The sequence below is a fragment of the Arthrobacter sp. 18067 genome, from assembly GCF_902706295.1.
Lineage (GTDB): Bacteria > Actinomycetota > Actinomycetes > Actinomycetales > Micrococcaceae > Arthrobacter.
In genome coordinates this window covers 139,057-154,138 of record NZ_CACSJJ010000013.1, presented here as the reverse complement: position 1 = coordinate 154,138, position 15,082 = coordinate 139,057, and the positions used below count along the sequence as shown (strand labels likewise).

At 62.2% G+C, this 15,082-nt stretch carries 17 protein-coding genes; 12 read left to right on the top strand and 5 right to left on the bottom strand.

The genetic code is table 11. The features are described 5' to 3' along the window. The 3 genes from GVL04_RS24690 to GVL04_RS14365 form a co-directional block, all read left to right on the top strand. Positions 1-679 (top strand): HNH endonuclease (locus tag GVL04_RS24690; RefSeq protein ID WP_235036294.1); only part of this gene is annotated, 679 nt, incomplete at its 5' end. 339 nt (positions 680-1,018) lie between these two features. Then, positions 1,019-1,573 (top strand): RNA polymerase sigma factor, encoded by a 555-nt coding sequence (locus tag GVL04_RS14370; protein WP_159705730.1) that lies wholly within the window; start codon positions 1,019-1,021, stop codon positions 1,571-1,573. Continuing rightward, positions 1,570-2,421, top strand: a complete 852-nt coding sequence (locus GVL04_RS14365; RefSeq protein WP_159705728.1) for a hypothetical protein — start codon at positions 1,570-1,572, stop codon at positions 2,419-2,421. Before GVL04_RS14370 ends, GVL04_RS14365 begins: the two co-directional genes overlap by 4 nt. A 17-nt stretch (positions 2,422-2,438) precedes the next feature. Here GVL04_RS14365 and GVL04_RS14360 read toward each other — a convergent pair whose 3' ends face one another. The 4 genes from GVL04_RS14360 to acs are packed head-to-tail and all read right to left on the bottom strand — an operon-like array spanning position 2,439 to position 7,598. After that, positions 2,439-2,933 (bottom strand): CoA-binding protein, encoded by a 495-nt coding sequence (locus GVL04_RS14360; RefSeq protein WP_159705726.1) that lies wholly within the window; start codon positions 2,931-2,933, stop codon positions 2,439-2,441. Next, entirely contained in the window at positions 2,930-4,297 is a 1,368-nt protein-coding gene (locus GVL04_RS14355; RefSeq protein WP_159705724.1) for an O-acetylhomoserine aminocarboxypropyltransferase/cysteine synthase family protein, read from the bottom strand. Before GVL04_RS14355 ends, GVL04_RS14360 begins: the two co-directional genes overlap by 4 nt. Continuing rightward, complete coding sequence (gene sfnG / locus GVL04_RS14350) at positions 4,297-5,487, bottom strand: dimethylsulfone monooxygenase SfnG (protein ID WP_159705722.1); 1,191 nt, start codon at positions 5,485-5,487, stop codon at positions 4,297-4,299. The genes GVL04_RS14355 and sfnG overlap by 1 nt, the downstream gene beginning before the upstream one ends. Further along, positions 5,484-7,598, bottom strand: a complete 2,115-nt coding sequence (acs, locus tag GVL04_RS14345; protein ID WP_235036293.1) for an acetate--CoA ligase — start codon at positions 7,596-7,598, stop codon at positions 5,484-5,486. Before acs ends, sfnG begins: the two co-directional genes overlap by 4 nt. 217 nt (positions 7,599-7,815) lie before the next feature. Between acs and GVL04_RS14340 the strand changes: the two genes are divergently transcribed. The 9 genes from GVL04_RS14340 to GVL04_RS14300 all read left to right on the top strand — a co-directional run bounded on the left by GVL04_RS14340 (position 7,816) and on the right by GVL04_RS14300 (position 14,480). Further along, complete coding sequence (locus tag GVL04_RS14340) at positions 7,816-8,241, top strand: CoA-binding protein (RefSeq protein WP_159705720.1); 426 nt, start codon at positions 7,816-7,818, stop codon at positions 8,239-8,241. A gap of 126 nt (positions 8,242-8,367) precedes the next feature. Then, positions 8,368-9,174 (top strand): polysaccharide deacetylase family protein, encoded by an 807-nt coding sequence (locus GVL04_RS14335; RefSeq protein ID WP_235036292.1) that lies wholly within the window; start codon positions 8,368-8,370, stop codon positions 9,172-9,174. Between the two features lie 9 nt (positions 9,175-9,183). Beyond that, positions 9,184-9,594, top strand: a complete 411-nt coding sequence (locus tag GVL04_RS14330; protein ID WP_159705716.1) for an MmcQ/YjbR family DNA-binding protein — start codon at positions 9,184-9,186, stop codon at positions 9,592-9,594. A gap of 97 nt (positions 9,595-9,691) precedes the next feature. Then, a complete protein-coding gene (locus GVL04_RS14325; RefSeq protein WP_235036291.1) occupies positions 9,692-9,958 on the top strand; it encodes a hypothetical protein in 267 nt (88 codons plus the stop codon). A gap of 176 nt (positions 9,959-10,134) precedes the next feature. Continuing rightward, entirely contained in the window at positions 10,135-11,544 is a 1,410-nt protein-coding gene (ngcE, locus tag GVL04_RS14320) for an N-acetylglucosamine/diacetylchitobiose ABC transporter substrate-binding protein (RefSeq protein ID WP_159705714.1), read from the top strand. 5 nt (positions 11,545-11,549) lie between these two features. Beyond that, a complete protein-coding gene (locus tag GVL04_RS14315; protein WP_159705712.1) occupies positions 11,550-12,566 on the top strand; it encodes a carbohydrate ABC transporter permease in 1,017 nt (338 codons plus the stop codon). Further along, entirely contained in the window at positions 12,566-13,459 is an 894-nt protein-coding gene (locus GVL04_RS14310; RefSeq protein WP_159705710.1) for a carbohydrate ABC transporter permease, read from the top strand. Before GVL04_RS14315 ends, GVL04_RS14310 begins: the two co-directional genes overlap by 1 nt. Positions 13,460-13,539: 80 nt before the next feature. Continuing rightward, complete coding sequence (locus GVL04_RS14305) at positions 13,540-14,082, top strand: GNAT family N-acetyltransferase (protein WP_235036290.1); 543 nt, start codon at positions 13,540-13,542, stop codon at positions 14,080-14,082. An 80-nt stretch (positions 14,083-14,162) separates the two neighbouring features. Next, positions 14,163-14,480 carry a putative quinol monooxygenase gene (locus tag GVL04_RS14300; protein WP_159705708.1) on the top strand — a complete coding sequence of 106 codons (318 nt, stop codon included), beginning with the start codon at positions 14,163-14,165 and terminating at the stop codon, positions 14,478-14,480. Positions 14,481-14,556: 76 nt separating this feature from the next. On the opposite strand, the gene GVL04_RS14295 is transcribed toward GVL04_RS14300, so the two are convergent. After that, positions 14,557-15,081, bottom strand: a complete 525-nt coding sequence (locus GVL04_RS14295; protein WP_089593578.1) for a flavin reductase family protein — start codon at positions 15,079-15,081, stop codon at positions 14,557-14,559. Position 15,082: the final 1 nt, after the last annotated feature.

Here is a 15,082-nt window from a genome sequence, read left to right as displayed (position 1 = left end):
AGGGATCAATCTGGACCTCGTGATGACCGACCGGACCCTCTTTCAGGGCGATGCCGAACCCGCACGCGTGAAGGGCTACGGAATTGTCCCCTCGGAATGGGCCAGGACCTTGGTCGGCGCGGGAGAAGCGGCATCACGAGGACACAGGCGAACAGCAGGCGTCGAACCCGCACCACGCCAAAAGCGACCGCCGGTCCCAGACCCCTCGCTACGGCAGGGCTTCGGATCACCGCCGGACCGGGATGCCCCGCCGGGCAGGGATGTCCCGCGGGTTGGGGATGCCCCGCCGGAGCAGGATCGCGAGTTCGAGATCTGGGTCCGCCGGCTTTACACCGCGCCTACCACGGGCGAGCTCCTGACCATGGATTCCAAAGCCAGGTTGTTCCCGCCGCGGCTCAGACGCTTCATCGAAACCCGTGATGACACCTGCCGCACGCCGTATTGCGACGCGCCCATCCGCCACATCGACCACATCGTGCCCTGGCACTCCGGCGGCACCACCACGCTGAGCAACGGTGCCGGACTTTGCGAAGCCTGCAACCACACCAAAGAAAACGCCGGCTGGAGCGCCAACACCATGCCCGGGGAAAGACACACCCTGGAAATCCGCACGCCCACCGGACACAGCTACCAATCCCAAGCGCCACCCTTGCCTGGGCATCGGCCTACCAGGACGTAGTCACCGCCGTTCAAACGTGCCCGCCGGACGCCCGTATCGGTGCGTCCTGAAGTGCCCGGAAAAGTTTTCAAAAAAGATTCGTACCCCGCGTAACCCTTTGGCGTACTTGGACGATTACGTCTGTGAAAGGGCCGAGCTGGAATTTGTCCCCCATCATGTTCCAGCTCGGCTCTTCCTTGTCCGGATCAGTTTGCCTGATCAGATTTTCCTCGGACAAGCGGGTCCTCCCTAGGGATGGCCCGGCAGAGCAGATACCCTTGGTGAGGTCCTCCGTCGTGCAAAGGCGGGTGACCTGGCTACAAAGCCACGGACCTGCCGCCGATCGAAAGTCCCATAACTGTGACCGACGCATTGACCGACGAAGCGCTTCATGCGCTCAAGGGCAATAACGCGGAACTGTTCAGCGCCGTCTACCAGTCCTACGCGGGCCAGGTTCTCGGCTACCTGACGGCTAAAGGCGTGCCCGATCCTGAAGCAAGTACGCAGGATGTGTTCCTCGCGGTCTTGCCGCGGCTGGATGACCTCAGCGGCGGTGTGAACGGCCTGCGGACTTTCATCTTCTCGGTGGCCCACGCACGCATGGTGGATGAGCACCGGAAGCAAAACCGGGCGCCGATACACCACGAGTTCGAGCCCGAGCGGGACACCCGCGAATCGAGCTCTGCCGAGGCCGAAGCGTTGACAAGGCTGGCGCCGAATGAGGTGGCAGCACTCCTGGATTACCTGGGCGACGACCAACGTGAGGTCCTGAACCTCCGCATCGTGGCCGGCCTGACGGTTGAACAGGTAGCCGACATCATGGGGAAAACCGCTGGCGCAGTAAAGCAGTTGCAGCGCCGGGCTCTTATTACGCTCCGTGAGCATTCGGCAGTAAAGGAATACGTGTCGCCATGACATACAGGGATACAGACCGCGAAGCGATGGTGGACGAGCTGTTGCTCGACGCCGACCTCGCCGACGCCTCGGACGTCCGGCAAACGCTTCTTTCGCTGGGTACCTTTGCCAATCTGTCGGCTCCTGGCCCCAGCGCGGAGCTCGCTGCCATGATCGCCGGACCGCACGATGAACTGTCCAAGCGCCGTTGGCGGCACAAGCATAGGACCGCTGTGGTCAGCATTGCGGTGGTTGCTGCGATGGGACTGGGCGTGAGCGGTGTTGCCGCGGCCAGTTCAGGCTTCACACGGAACCCCTCTTTCATTGATGAGCTCATCGGGAATTTCCAGCCCCAGCCCCAGCCGGCAGTCGCTGCGCCTGTACTGCCTGCTCCCGACGCACCCCGGGTCAGCACGGAGCCAGCTCCAGCCACGGATCCGGCCGCTGTTCCACCTGCCTCAGAAGTGCCGTCGATTCCCGTCGCAGGCACTGTGCCAACACCAGCGATGCCTGTCGAAAATCCCGCCGAGGCACAAACCCCGGCAAAGGCGCCGGCAGCGGACGTGGCACAGCCGCCGGCAGCGGTCGCTGTCCCGGAAGTCACCGTGCCCACGCCTGCCGTTCCGAACGAGTCCAAGCCAAACCCGGACCAGAACACGCAGGCGAAGCCGGGCCAGGCCAAGCCGCAGGGCACGGAAGCAGTCAGGCCTGAAACGTCAAAACCCGGTGCAGGGAAGACCGATAAGCCCGGGGCCCAGGGCAGCAAGCAAGGCCCGCTGCTTCCCTCGTTGACCGACAAGCGCGCGAAAGAGCAGTTCCAGACTGCGATGGACAAATGGAAGCAGTGGCTGAAACGCGGTCACCGCTAGCCGTACTTGAGGGCAAGCTACGCCAGCACCTGGCGCTTCGAGGAAATAACCCCGGTATCGAAGCCGGCCAAGTGGAGGCCCCCGTGGAAGCGGGCGTGCTCGATCTTCACGCAGCGGTCCATGACCACGTTGAGGCCCGCAGTTTCGGCGTCGCGGGCAACCTCTTCATGCCACGAACCGAGCTGCAGCCACAGCGTCTTGGCGCCAACCGCGACGGCTTCCTCCAAGACCCCCGGAAGGTCGTCGTTCTTCCGGAACACGTCCACGATGTCCGGGGACTCGGGAAGGTCGGCCAGTGACGCGTACGTTGGCTGGCCCAGGATTTCCTTGACCACAGGGTTGACGAAGTACACCTTGTAACGGGTGGACGACTGCAGGTACGTGGCCACGAAGTAGCTGGCACGGGACGGCTTGTCCGAGGCACCGACGATCGCGATGGACTTGGCCTGGCGGAGGAGTGCCAGGCGCTCAGGAGCAGACGGTCCCTCCCAGGTTCGTTCAACGGTGCTCATGCTTTCGCTCCTAAGGCTTGAGTGCCTGCCGATGGGATTCCCACCGCGCAGGCTTCAACTGCTTCTTCATCAGACGCAACCGTCTGGGCCGCCGTTAGTGCCTGGTCCAGGTCCCACAGGATGTCCTCAAGGTCTTCCAATCCAACGGAAATCCGGACCAGGTCCTCCGGCACGCCTGCCGACTCAAGCTGTTCGGCGCTGAGCTGCTGGTGCGTCGTGGAACCGGGGTGGATGACCAAGGTGCGGGCGTCGCCCACGTTGGCCAGGTGGGACGCGATCTGCAGCGACTCGATGAACTTCTGCCCGGCTGCACGGCCCCCGGCAACACCGAACGAGAAAACGGAACCCGGCCCCTTGGGCAGGTACTTCTGTGCGCGCTCGAAGTGCGGGTGGGACGGCAATCCTGAGTAGTTCACGTACGCCACGCGGGGATCGGCGTCGAGCCATTCGGCCACTGCCTGGGCGTTCTTCAGGTGCTCATCCAGGCGCTGGGGGAGGGTCTCAACACCCTGCAACAGCTGGAACGCGGAGAGCGGGGAAAGCGCCGGGCCAATGTCGCGCAGGTGCTCGCAACGCAGTTTGGTGAGGAAACCGTATTCGCCAAAGTTGCCCCACCAAGAGACATTGCCGTAGGACGGCACAGGGTCGGTCATCATGGGGAACTTGCCGTTGCCCCAATTGAAGCGCCCGCTTTCCACGATGACGCCACCCAGCGTGGTGCCGTGGCCGCCGATGAACTTGGTGGCCGAGTGGATCACGATGTCCGCACCGTGCTCGAACGGCCGCACGAGGTATGGCGTGCTCAAGGTGGCGTCGACCACCAAGGGGATACCGGCGTCGTGCGCTACCTTGGCCAGCCCCGCGAGGTCCTGGACTTCCGACGACGGGTTGGCCACCACCTCGACGAACAGTGCCTTGGTGTTCTCCTGAATGGCTGCGGCGTAGTCTGCCGGATCCGTTCCGGGAACGAACGTGGTGTCCACGCCGAAGCGTCGCAGCGAGACGTCCAGCTGCGTGACGGTGCCGCCGTACAGCTGGGACGCCGCGACGATGTGGTCGCCGGACTGCGTCAGCGCGGCGAAAGTGATGAACTCGGCAGCCATGCCCGACGACGTTGCTACCGCTCCGATCCCGCCCTCAAGGGACGCGATGCGCTCCTCGAAAGCCGCGACAGTCGGGTTGCCGATGCGCGAGTAGATGTTGCCGTATTTCTGCAGGGCGAAAAGGTTGGCGGCATCGTTGGTGTCCTTGAACACGAAGGACGTGGTCTGGTAGATCGGCACCGCGCGGGCGCCGTGCTCGGCGTCGGGAGTGCCGCCGGCATGGAGGGCACGGGTGCGGAATCCGAAGGTACGGTCAGCCATCAGACGGCCACCGACTCGGCGACGGGTGTGGAGGAGAGGTCCAGCTCGGTGCCGTTCTTGCGGGCAAGGTCAGCTTCGAGTTCGCGGACGATCGGCAGGACGTCCTGGCCGAACGCAGCGATCTCTTCCTGGAAGTGCAGGTACCCGGTGAGGAACAGGTTCACGCCGATCTTCTTGTACTCCACGATCCGCTCGGCGATCTGTTCCGGAGTGCCGATCAGCTGGGTCTTGAAACCGTCGTTGTACTGGACCAAGTCCTCGAACGTGGAGTCCGCCCACATGCCCTTGCCGTCCTTCGTGGAGGCACCGGCTTCCTGCACGGCGTCCCGGAAGCCCTGGACTGCGGGCTTGTGAGCCTTTTCCACGATCTCGCGGAGGGTGTCGCGTGCTTCCTTCTCCGAGTCGCGGGCAATCACAAAGCCGTTGAGTCCAAACTTCGGCAAGGACAGCGATCCCTCGGTCCCGCGCTTCGACTCGCCGGAAGCGGCCACGACGCCGGCGATGTTCTCCTTGAAGCCCTCCAGGTCCTTGCCGTTGGAGAAGTACCAGTCGGCGACGCGGCCCGCGGTAGCCTGTGCCGCCGTCGAGTTTCCACCGAAGAAAACTTCCGGGTGCGCGCGCCCGGGCATGTCGACGGGCGCCGGGTTCAGGGTGAAGTCGGTGATGTTGTAGTACTTGCCATCCTGGCTGTAGCCCTGCTCGGTCCACAGGCCGCGGAGGACCCTGATGAATTCTTCGGTGCGGACGTAGCGCTCATCGTGTTCGAGCCATTCGAGGCCGAAGTTGGTGAACTCGCTCTTGAGCCAGCCCGAGACGATGTTGACGGCTGCGCGGCCGTTGGAGATGTGGTCCGCGGTGATGATGAATTTCGCCAGGACGCCGGGGTGCCACATGCCCGGGTGGACGGCGGCGATGACCTTGAGGCGCTCGGTCGCTGCGAGGAGTGCCAGGCTGAACGACGTCGCTTCGTGCTGCTTATCCGCACCGTAGGATGCGGCGTAGCGGGTCTGGGTCAAGGCATATTCGAAGCCTGAGTTCTCCGCGATCCGGGCAAGCTTCTTGTTGTAGTCGAAGTCCCAGCCGGTGCGCTGCTCGATGGTGGACACCACCAGGCCGCCGGACACGTTGGGAACCCAGTAGGCGAACTTGAGCGGCTCGGAGAGTCGGGCGACATTGCTGATCTCGGTCATGAATTTTCCTTTACTAGGGCCCGCTCGCGCAGGACGTCCTGGATGCCGGCAATCGCCGGTTCGTTTTGGAGTGAGGTGGTATCGCCCAGGGCGGTTCCCTCGAAAAGCTGGGTCAACAGACGGCGCATGATCTTGCCGCTGCGCGTCTTTGGTACGTCGGCCACCACGACGACGTCGCGCGGCTTGGCGATGGGGCCGATCTCCTTGGCAACGTGGTTGCGAAGGCTGTTGGTCACTTCCGCAGTTGACCCGCCGGAGGCGTCATTGCGAGCGTCGCCGCGAAGGACGACGAACGCGACCACTGCGTGCCCGGTGGTGGGATCGGCCACCGGACAGACTCCGGCCTCCACCACGTCCGGGTGTGAAACCAGCGCAGACTCGATTTCGATGGTGGACAGCAAGTGGCCTGAGACGTTGAGGGTGTCGTCCACGCGCCCAAGGATCCAGATGTCGCCGTCGGAGTCGTATTTGGCGCCGTCGCCGGCAAGGAACCAGCCCTGCTCCGCGTACTGGCTCCAATAGGAATCAAAGTACCGCCGCGGGTTGCCCCACACAGTGCGGGCGATGGCCGGGCCGGGACGGTCCACCACGATGAAGCCCTGCACGCCGGGCTCCGAAAGAGCGCCGGTCTGGTCCACTACCCGTGTGCTCACGCCGGGCAGCGGTCGGGCCGCGCAGCCCGGCTTGAACTGCGTGTCCGTGGGAGCCGGCGACATGATGGTGGCACCCGTTTCCGACTGCCACCAGGTGTCAACCATGGGAGCCGTGCCGCCGCCGATGTTATCGCGCAGCCAGCGCCATGCCTCGGGGTTTACGGCCTCGCCCACTGTGCCGAGGAGCCGGATGGAGGAGAAGTCGTAGCTCTCCGGCACGCCGTCGGGGAACCAACCCATGAGGGAGCGGACCAGGGTGGGCGCGGTGTAGTACTGGGTGACCTTGTAGCGTTCGATGATCTCGAAGTGCCGGCCCGGATGCGGGGTGTTGGGCGTGCCCTCGAAGATCACCTGGGTGACGCCGTTGGAGAGCGGCCCATAGATCTCGTAGGTGTGGGCCGTGACCCACGCGAGGTCAGCGGTGCACCAATGCACGTCGCTTTCCCGCAACGAGGGGTCCGGGTTGCTGAACAGGTACTCGAAGCTCCACGAGGCCTGCGTGAGGTAACCGCCTGAGGTGTGGACCAAGCCCTTCGGCTTACCCGTGGTTCCAGAGGTGTACATGATGAATAGGGGAGTCTCTGCATCGAAAGCTTGAGGCTCGTGCACGTCGGAGGCAGCGTCCACGACATCGTGCCACCAGACGTCACGGCCTTCCCGCATGTTCACGCTGGCCAAATCCTCGGCAGGAGTAGTCCTGTTGATGACCAGCACGCGCTCGATGTCGTTGTGGCCGGCAACCGCGGCATCGGCGTTGTCCTTGACGGGCACAGCCACCCCGCGCCGGAACTGCCCATCCGTAGTAACCAGGAGCTTCGCCTGCGTGTCCTCCACCCGGAAACGGAGCGCCTCGGCCGAGAAGCCGCCGAAAACCAATGAGTGGATAGCGCCGATGCGGGCCACGGCAAGCGTCACGATCACAGTTTCGGGAATCACCGGAAGGTAGATGACCACGCGGTCGCCCTGGGTGATCCCAAGGGCCAGAAGCGCATTCGCGGCCTTGGACACCTCGCGTTGGAGCTCTGCGTAGGTGATGGCCCGGCGGTCACCCGGCTCGCCCTCGAAGTACAGGGCCACTTTGTCACCCTTGCCGGCAAGCACGTGCCGGTCCACGCAGTTGTACGCGACGTTCAGTTTGCCGCCGTCGAACCACCTAATGTCCGGGCCGCGACCCGCTTCAACGTCAGTGGCTTGCCAACTGTGGGCGGTATGCCACGGCGCCGCCCAGTGCAGCCGCCGGGCTTGTTCTTCCCAGAAACCCACTGCGGAACCGGTCTCATCGAAACCGCTGTGACGCGCCCGTCCGCCGAAATCAGCGCCGTGCACTGCGCCGTCCGTGGGCTCAGTCGAGGACCATCCCGATGAGCCGTGAAGGGAGGCGGGCGCGTCAAGCAGCCCTGCTTCAGAGGCCGTCGCGTCCGAAGTGGTGTGTGAAATTTTGGGTACGGCAGAAGTCATGCGAAATCTCCATGCCTGGAATTGGCGCAGTGCGATACAAGGGATGGTCGCCCTCTGGTTCGCTGGGATGGTCGTTCTTTACTAAAGCTGATCGTTCATTTGGCTCAAAATTGGGCAGACGCCATGCGTAATATTCGCTACTAAGGAGAGTCGAGCAGCGAAAGATGCAGATTATTCGGCAAAGCCGCTCCTGGAAGGGCGGGAGTAGGCTTGGCTCATGATGCATGTCAACGATCCGGCCGTCGTCGAGCGGTTGATGCGAACAAAAGGCACATGGGCCGTCGTGGGCCTCAGCACCAACCAGTGGCGCTCGGCCTACGACGTCTCGCTCTATGTCCGGGACACCATGGGCATGGAGATCATCCCGGTCAACCTCAAGGGCGAGGACGTGCACGGCGAGAAGGGGTACAAGACCCTGGCCGATATTCCGGAGGCGAGGCACCCCATTGACGTCGTGGACTGCTTCGTTAACTCCCAGCGAGTCGGTGCCGTGATCGACCAGGCCATTGCGATCGGCGCCAAAGCAGTATGGCTCCAGCTCGGTGTGTTCGACGACGAAGCCACGCAGCGCGCCAAGGACGCTGGACTCGACGTCGTAGTGAATTCTTGCCCGGCGCGCGAAGGCTGGCACTACGGCCTGTGATTCCTCTGCTAGATTTCAGCTGAATCATTTCTTGAGTCTTGGGGGACAGCCATGTTCGGCGGCCATTCTGCGGTGCCATTTTCCACTCCCAGCAGACGGGCCGCCTTCAGTATTCTTGGCGCTTCCGTGGTTGCCGGCTTAACGGCTTGCACAGCAGCGGAAAGTTCGACGCCGGCGCTGACGCCCAGCGGCGCTGCCGGGTCGACGGAGGTGCCGGGGCCGAACGGTGCGCTGGCTGTCGGAGGCGAGATTCCGACGTCGTCCGCTTCACAGGCGCCGACCCCTACGGCCACCAAGCGGATTCGGAAAACGTTCATTCCGGACTACCAGCTGCCGCCGATCGTTGGCGGATTGGCTCCGGTCATCACCAAGATCGAGACCCAGCATCCCGTGGTGTTCCTGACCATCGATGACGGCAACATCAAGACGCCGGAATCGATCAAGCTCATGGCCGAGTACGACTACCCGGCATCGCTCTTCCTCACCAAGGACACAGTCGCCGACAACCCGGCCTTCTTTAATGCGTTCAAGGCCCAAGGCAGCCTGATCGAAAACCATACGGTAACGCACAACATCAACATGGTGCGGCAGTGGGGATACCAGCAGCAGGCGAACGACATGGTGGGAATGCAGGAGTACGCGTTTCAGCACTACGGCCGCCGACCCACGCTTTTCCGTCCTCCGGGAGGCGCCTACTCCAACGTGATGCGCAAGGCTGTGGCAGACGCAGGCATGAAGGCGATCGTCACGTGGGAAGCCAAGGCAAACGCCGGAAAGATGGACTACCAGGTGGGTAACTCGCTGCGCCCGGGTGACATCGTGCTCATGCATTTCCGTGCCGAGTTCGCGGCGGACCTCGCTGCGTTCCGCGCGGCCCAGTTGGCTGCGGGGCTCGAAGTAGTGCTGCTGGAGGACTTCCTGGGCGTTGCGTAAGCTCGCTGCATGGACGTTTCCCGCCTCCGCGAAATCTGCCTGGGCTTTCCCGGCGCTTTCGAAGACTTCCCCTTCGGTCCCGAGACATCCGTCTTCAAGGTGCGTGCCGCCGTCGCGGGTGGAACCCGGCACGAGGCAAAGATGTTCGCCCTGTCCTCGATGGACCCGGACAACTGGTCCGTGAGCCTCAAATGTGAGCCCGCGTTGGCTGAACAGCTCAGGGCCGCAAACCCCGAAATCACTGGTGCCTGGCACATGAACAAGACCCACTGGAACGGTGTCCGGCTGGATGGGGCACTCTCCGATGACATGGTCAGGGACATGGTGGAGGACTCCTACGACCTTGTTGTTGCCACCCTGAGCCGCAAGCAGCAGGAGCAATTGGGCTGGGCCAGGCTCGCCAATCCGCGCGGCAGCTGACACGCCCGCGAGCACACTCCCCACGGCGCTGACATGGGACTAGATTGATACTGCATACCTAAGGACCTCAGTCACAGCGCTGGTCAGGAGCGGTTTGATGCTGGATCAGAAAACGCAACTCCACATGCGCTCCATCGCCCTCGAAAATGCCTCTACCGCCCATGATGATCGAACCAAGGCCCGGATGATTGCTTTGCACGTTAGCCTCCGCACGTTTCTTGGCGGTAAAAAGCGGCTCACGGAAGCCATGGTGGAGTTCCAATTAGCCGAACAATGGTCGGAACGACAGGGATCTGAGCGGCAAAAGGCCTCGGCCCGGGAATCCATCACTGAGTGCGGAAAGGCCCTCGCCGAAGGTCCGTAGAAAGATCACGCTTTGACAAATGTTGATCGAAACTGCCGCGAAATATTGATTTTCGATCATTCGTGGTGAATTATGTCACAGAAGGTTGGTGCTGCCAGAGCGCCAACCCAGACTGTCTGACTGAACGGCTTTCCCGCCGCAACAGTCGACACTACGAGTCACTGGAGGGTTTAGAAATGAACGTTCAGCACCAGTCCGTCGGTCGCCGTGGATTCCTGCGTGGAGCACTCGCTGCAGCCGTGCTCGTGCCCATGGGGGGAACCATTGCTTCATGTGCCGCAGGTGGCGGCACCACTACCACCGGCCCCACAGGCACTGTCTCCGATACCAACCCGTTCGGCATGGCGGACAAGGCCACCATCGACGCCGTGATCTTCAAGGGTGGCTACGGCATCGACTACGTCGAGTTCGCGGGCAAGATCTTCGAGAAGACGCACGAGGGTTCCACTGCCAAGATTTCCCCGTCCACGGACATCGCCCAGGAGCTCCAGCCGCGCTTCGTGGGTGGCAACCCGCCGGACCTGATCGACAACTCCGGTGCCAAGGCCATTGGCTTCAGCACCATCCTCGCCCAGCTCGAGGACCTCACGCCGCTCGTGGAGGCCAAGAACCTCGAGGGCAAGGTCATCAAGGACACCCTGTACACCGGCGTACTGGCTCCAGGCACGTTCGATGGCAAGCTTGCCGCCCTGAACTACGTGCTGACCGTCTATGCAATGTGGTACTCGGATTCCCTCCTCAAGGAGAACGGCTGGACCGTTCCCAAGACCTGGGACGAAATGTACACATTGGGCGAGCAGGCGAAGGCCAAGGGCAAGTACCTGTTCGTTTGGGGCAAGGAAGCCGCTACGTACTACCAGGAAATGGCGATCGCCTCCGCTATCAAGGAAGGCGGCGACGACGTTCGCCTCGGGTTGGAAAACCTCACAGCGGATTCCTGGTCGCACCCGGCCATCCAGTCCGTCTTTACCGCTCTGGACAAGATCGTCAAGGCCGGCTTCTTCAAGCCAGGCGGCTCCGGTACGCAGTTCACCGCCGCGCAGGCACAGTGGAGCAACGCCCAGGAGGCTGTGTTCTACCCGTCCGGTTCATGGATCGAAAACGAAATGAAGGACCAGACCAAGGCAGGCTTCAACATGATGGGCGCACCCGTGCCTACCGCGAGTGCAAGCTCCAAGAAGCCTTACTCGGCACTCCACAGCGCTGCCGGCGAGCCGTTCATCGTCCCGTCACAGGGAAAGAGCGCTGCCGGCGGCAAGGAATTGCTCCGCATCATGCTGTCCAAGGAAGCGGCCACCAACTTCGCCAAGACCAAGCTGGCTCCCACCATCGTCAAGGACACCGTTCCGGCGGATGGCTTCGGTTCCACTGCGCTGGTCTCGCAGACCAAGTTGCTGGGCGACGCGGGCGATGACATCTTCACCTGGAACTTCATTGACCTCTACGGCACCAACAAGGACCAGCTGGTTGTCTGGAACAGCTTCCTGGACGGAAAGTCGGACGTCGCAACCCTGACCTCCGCACTGCAGAACATCACCGACAAGGTCCGCAACGACAGCTCGGTCAAGAAGATCGAAGTGAAGTGACCTCAGTGAAAACTCAGCAGAGCCGGAACGACGACGGCCTGGCCGCCGTCGTTCCGGCGACGGCTGCCCCGCAAGTGATAAAGCGGAGGCGGAAGCCGTTGACATGGGACAAGGTCAGCTTCTTCGCGGTTTTCCTCGGACTGCCGCTGGCGATCTACCTGTTGTTCGTGATTTGGCCCTTCATCCAGGCTTTCGGGTACTCATTGACGGACTGGTCGGGCTTCTCGCCCAACCAGAACTTCATCGGCCTCGAGAACTACGTAAAGATCTTCACCGACGACATTTTCATGAAGGCCATGGGGAACAACATCCTCCTGGTCATCTTCCTCCCGATCATCACCATCATCCTGAGCCTGGTGCTTGCCTCGTTGGTGACCGTGGGTGGAAGCAGCAAAGGCCAGATCAAGGGCCTTCGGAATTCCAGCTTCTACCGTGTTGTGTCGTTCTTCCCGTACACGATCCCGGCAGTGGCCATCGGCATTATGTGGGGCCAGATCTACGACCCCTCCGGCGGCCTGCTTAATGGCATCCTGACGGGGCTGGGCCTTGACCAGTTCAAGGACTTCGCCTGGCTCGGTGACAAGAACACCGCCATGATTGCCACGATGTTCGTGATCGTCTGGGGCTTTGTGGGTTTCTACATGGTCCTGTTCGTCGCAGGCATCAAGGGCATTCCCGCCGAGCTTTTCGAGGCCGCCAGGATCGATGGCGCCGGTCGCTTCCGTACCGCCGTGTCCATCACCATTCCTTTGATTCGCGACAACATCCAGACCGCCTACATCTACATGGGCATCCTGGCTCTGGATGCCTTCGTTTACATGGCGGCACTGAACTCGGGCGGTGGTCCGGACAACTCAACGCTGGTCATGGCCCAGCAACTGTTCTTCACTGCCTTCAGCAAGGGGCAGTTCGGGCTCGCAAGCGCCATGGGTGTTGTCCTGGCCATTGCAACACTGATCTTCTCCGGCTTGGTGTTCGTGGTTAACCGGCTCACCGGCGGCGACAAGGATGTGAGTCTGTAATGACAACAAAAGTCTCAACTCCGGAAATGAAGTCGCTGCACTTCCAACCTCGGACGCCGGCAACCACCAAGGGCGACAAAGTGGTGGGAGCCGTGTCGCACACAGCGTTGACCATTTGGACGCTCATCGTCATCCTTCCGCTGCTGTGGACGTTCATGTCCTCCTTCAAGACGTCCAGCGAGATCTTCGCGTCGCCGTTTGCCTTGCCTGCCCAGTGGAAGCTGGACAACTACATCAAGGCCTGGAGCGAAGCCGGCATCGGAAGCGCCTTCCTGAACTCGATCATTGTCGTGGCTGTGGCACTGGTGATCGTCATGGTCCTGGGCGCCATGTGTGCCTACGTCCTGGCGCGTTACACGTTCCCGGGCAGCAGGGCCATCTACTACCTGATGCTCGCCGGCCTGACGTTCCCGATCTTCCTCGCCATGGTGCCGTTGTTCTTCGTCCTGAAGAACATGGGCCTCCTGAACACCTTGCCGGGACTCATCCTGGTGTACGTGGGCTTCGCGCTTCCGTTCACAGTGTTCTTCCTGTTCTCCTTCTTCAAGTCGCTGCCTCACGAAATCACCGAAGCAGCGGCACTTGATGGCGCAGGGGAGTGGCGGACGTTCTTCCAGGTCATGCTGCCGATGGCCAAGCCGGGCCTTGCCTCGGTTGCCATCTTCAACTTCCTGGGCTTGTGGAACCAGTTCCTGATTCCAGTGTCCATCAACGCCGCCGGTCCGCGTGTCCTCTCACAGGAGCTCGCAGCCTTCGCCGGCCAGATGGGTTACGCAGTGGACTATGGCGCCCTGTTCGCAGCCGTCAGCGTCACCGTCATTCCGGTGCTGATCGTCTACGTGATCTTCCAGCGCCAACTGCAGGGTTCCGTGTCGCAAGGCACCTCAAAGTAGTACAGCCAAGCTAAAAACAACGCTCGACGGCGGTCCTCACCTTAAGGTGTGGGCCGCCGTCGAGCGTTTACCATTGGCTGATGTTCGAGCCATACCAACTCCGTAACAACGTCAGCATGCGCCTGCTCCGCGTGAGCGACGCGTCAGCGCTCGCGGCCGCCTATGTACGCAACCGTGAATACCTTTCGGCCTGGGAACCGGTGCGTTCCGATGAGTACTTCACCGAGGAGTGGCAGGCGGCGGATATCGCCAAGCGCCTTGCCAGGCATGAAGCAGGCGAGGGGTTTCCTTTGGCGTTGATTGCCGGCGATGCCGTTATTGGCAGGTTCACTGTTGCTGGAATCGTGCGCGGCCCTTTCCAGAGTGCGGGACTGGGTTACTGGATTGACAGCAAGTACGCGGGCCGTGGGTTGGCGTCCGCCGCCGTTAAAGTGATCGTGGAAAAAGCCCGGGACGAGCTGGGTCTGCATCGCGTGGAAGCGAGCACTCTCCTGCATAACATTGGCTCCCAACGCGTGCTGTTGAAGGCCGGATTCCGGAAGATCGGGATGGCGCCGAAGTACCTGCACATCGCCGGGAAGTGGCAGGACCACAACCTGTACCACGTCATTTTGCATGACTAGCCACTGGACCGGTTCTGCCGGCTGACGCGCGACTCTGAAAAGATGGAACGGATCTGTAGTGCAACGAAAGGCAGCAGCCCGTGATCTTTATTGTGGTCAAGTTCAACGTCAAGCCCGAATGGTCCGAGCGCTGGCTGGACCTGGTGGCCGACTTCACCGAGGCAACCCGTGCGGAGCCCGGCAACCTGTGGTTCGACTGGTCCCGCAGCGTGGACAACCCGAATGAGTTCGTCCTGGTGGAAGCTTTCCAGGACGATGCCGCCGAGGCCCACGTCAACAGTGGGCACTTCAAGAAAGCCATGGCGGACATGCCCCAGGCCCTCGTGGAGACTCCCCACATCATCAGCCGCCAGTTCGAAGGCACCGGCTGGGACCGGATGGGCGAACTGACCATCTAAAGCAACGCGGGGTCACTTACGGCCCATCCCAGAGGGATTCATGGGCCGTAAGTGACCCCGCGTTGCTCTATGGGAACTAGAACATCCAGGGGATCTCTGCGTGGCCGAAGTCGCTGAACGAGCCGAAGCGGCCGGCCTTGAAAGCCAGCACTTCGCCGTCACGGTCCCGGCACGTGGTCACCTGGCCGAAGAAGACCTGGTGATCGCCGACGTCGTACTGCTGCACCACGCTGCAGTCCGCTTGGGCGAGGGCGCCCTTGATAACCGGGAGGCCGTTGTCGGTGACGTCGAAGTCGCCGTCGCCGAAGCGGTCCCCGCCGCGGACGGCGAACCGCCGGGCTACGGACTCCTGCTTCGCGCCGAGGATGGACACCGCGAACTTGCCGCTCTCCATGAGGGCCTCGCCGGTTCGGGTGCCGAAGTTCAGCGAGATCATGAGGATGGGCGGTTCCAAGCTGATGGACGTCAGTGAGCTGATGGTCATCCCGTACTGCTCGTCCTCGTGCTGGGTGGTGACCACGGCAACGCCCGTGAGGAAGCGGCCCATGGCGCGGCGCATCCCCATGGCATCCGGGATGGTGAAGGCTGGTGCCAGGCTCATG

What these genes read in the sequence shown, in the direction of transcription:
- GVL04_RS14365 (WP_159705728.1), top strand. Translation starts at nt 1,570, where the DNA reads ATGACATACAGGGATACAGACCGCGAAGCGATGGTGGACGAGCTGTTG.
- GVL04_RS14360 (WP_159705726.1), bottom strand. Translation starts at nt 2,933, where the DNA reads ATGAGCACCGTTGAACGAACCTGGGAGGGACCGTCTGCTCCTGAGCGC.
- GVL04_RS14355 (WP_159705724.1), bottom strand. Translation starts at nt 4,297, where the DNA reads ATGGCTGACCGTACCTTCGGATTCCGCACCCGTGCCCTCCATGCCGGC.
- sfnG (WP_159705722.1), bottom strand. Translation starts at nt 5,487, where the DNA reads ATGACCGAGATCAGCAATGTCGCCCGACTCTCCGAGCCGCTCAAGTTC.
- acs (WP_235036293.1), bottom strand. Translation starts at nt 7,598, where the DNA reads ATGACTTCTGCCGTACCCAAAATTTCACACACCACTTCGGACGCGACG.
- GVL04_RS14340 (WP_159705720.1), top strand. Translation starts at nt 7,816, where the DNA reads ATGATGCATGTCAACGATCCGGCCGTCGTCGAGCGGTTGATGCGAACA.
- GVL04_RS14330 (WP_159705716.1), top strand. Translation starts at nt 9,184, where the DNA reads ATGGACGTTTCCCGCCTCCGCGAAATCTGCCTGGGCTTTCCCGGCGCT.
- GVL04_RS14325 (WP_235036291.1), top strand. Translation starts at nt 9,692, where the DNA reads ATGCTGGATCAGAAAACGCAACTCCACATGCGCTCCATCGCCCTCGAA.
- ngcE (WP_159705714.1), top strand. Translation starts at nt 10,135, where the DNA reads ATGAACGTTCAGCACCAGTCCGTCGGTCGCCGTGGATTCCTGCGTGGA.
- GVL04_RS14310 (WP_159705710.1), top strand. Translation starts at nt 12,566, where the DNA reads ATGACAACAAAAGTCTCAACTCCGGAAATGAAGTCGCTGCACTTCCAA.
- GVL04_RS14305 (WP_235036290.1), top strand. Translation starts at nt 13,540, where the DNA reads ATGTTCGAGCCATACCAACTCCGTAACAACGTCAGCATGCGCCTGCTC.
- GVL04_RS14295 (WP_089593578.1), bottom strand. Translation starts at nt 15,081, where the DNA reads ATGAGCCTGGCACCAGCCTTCACCATCCCGGATGCCATGGGGATGCGC.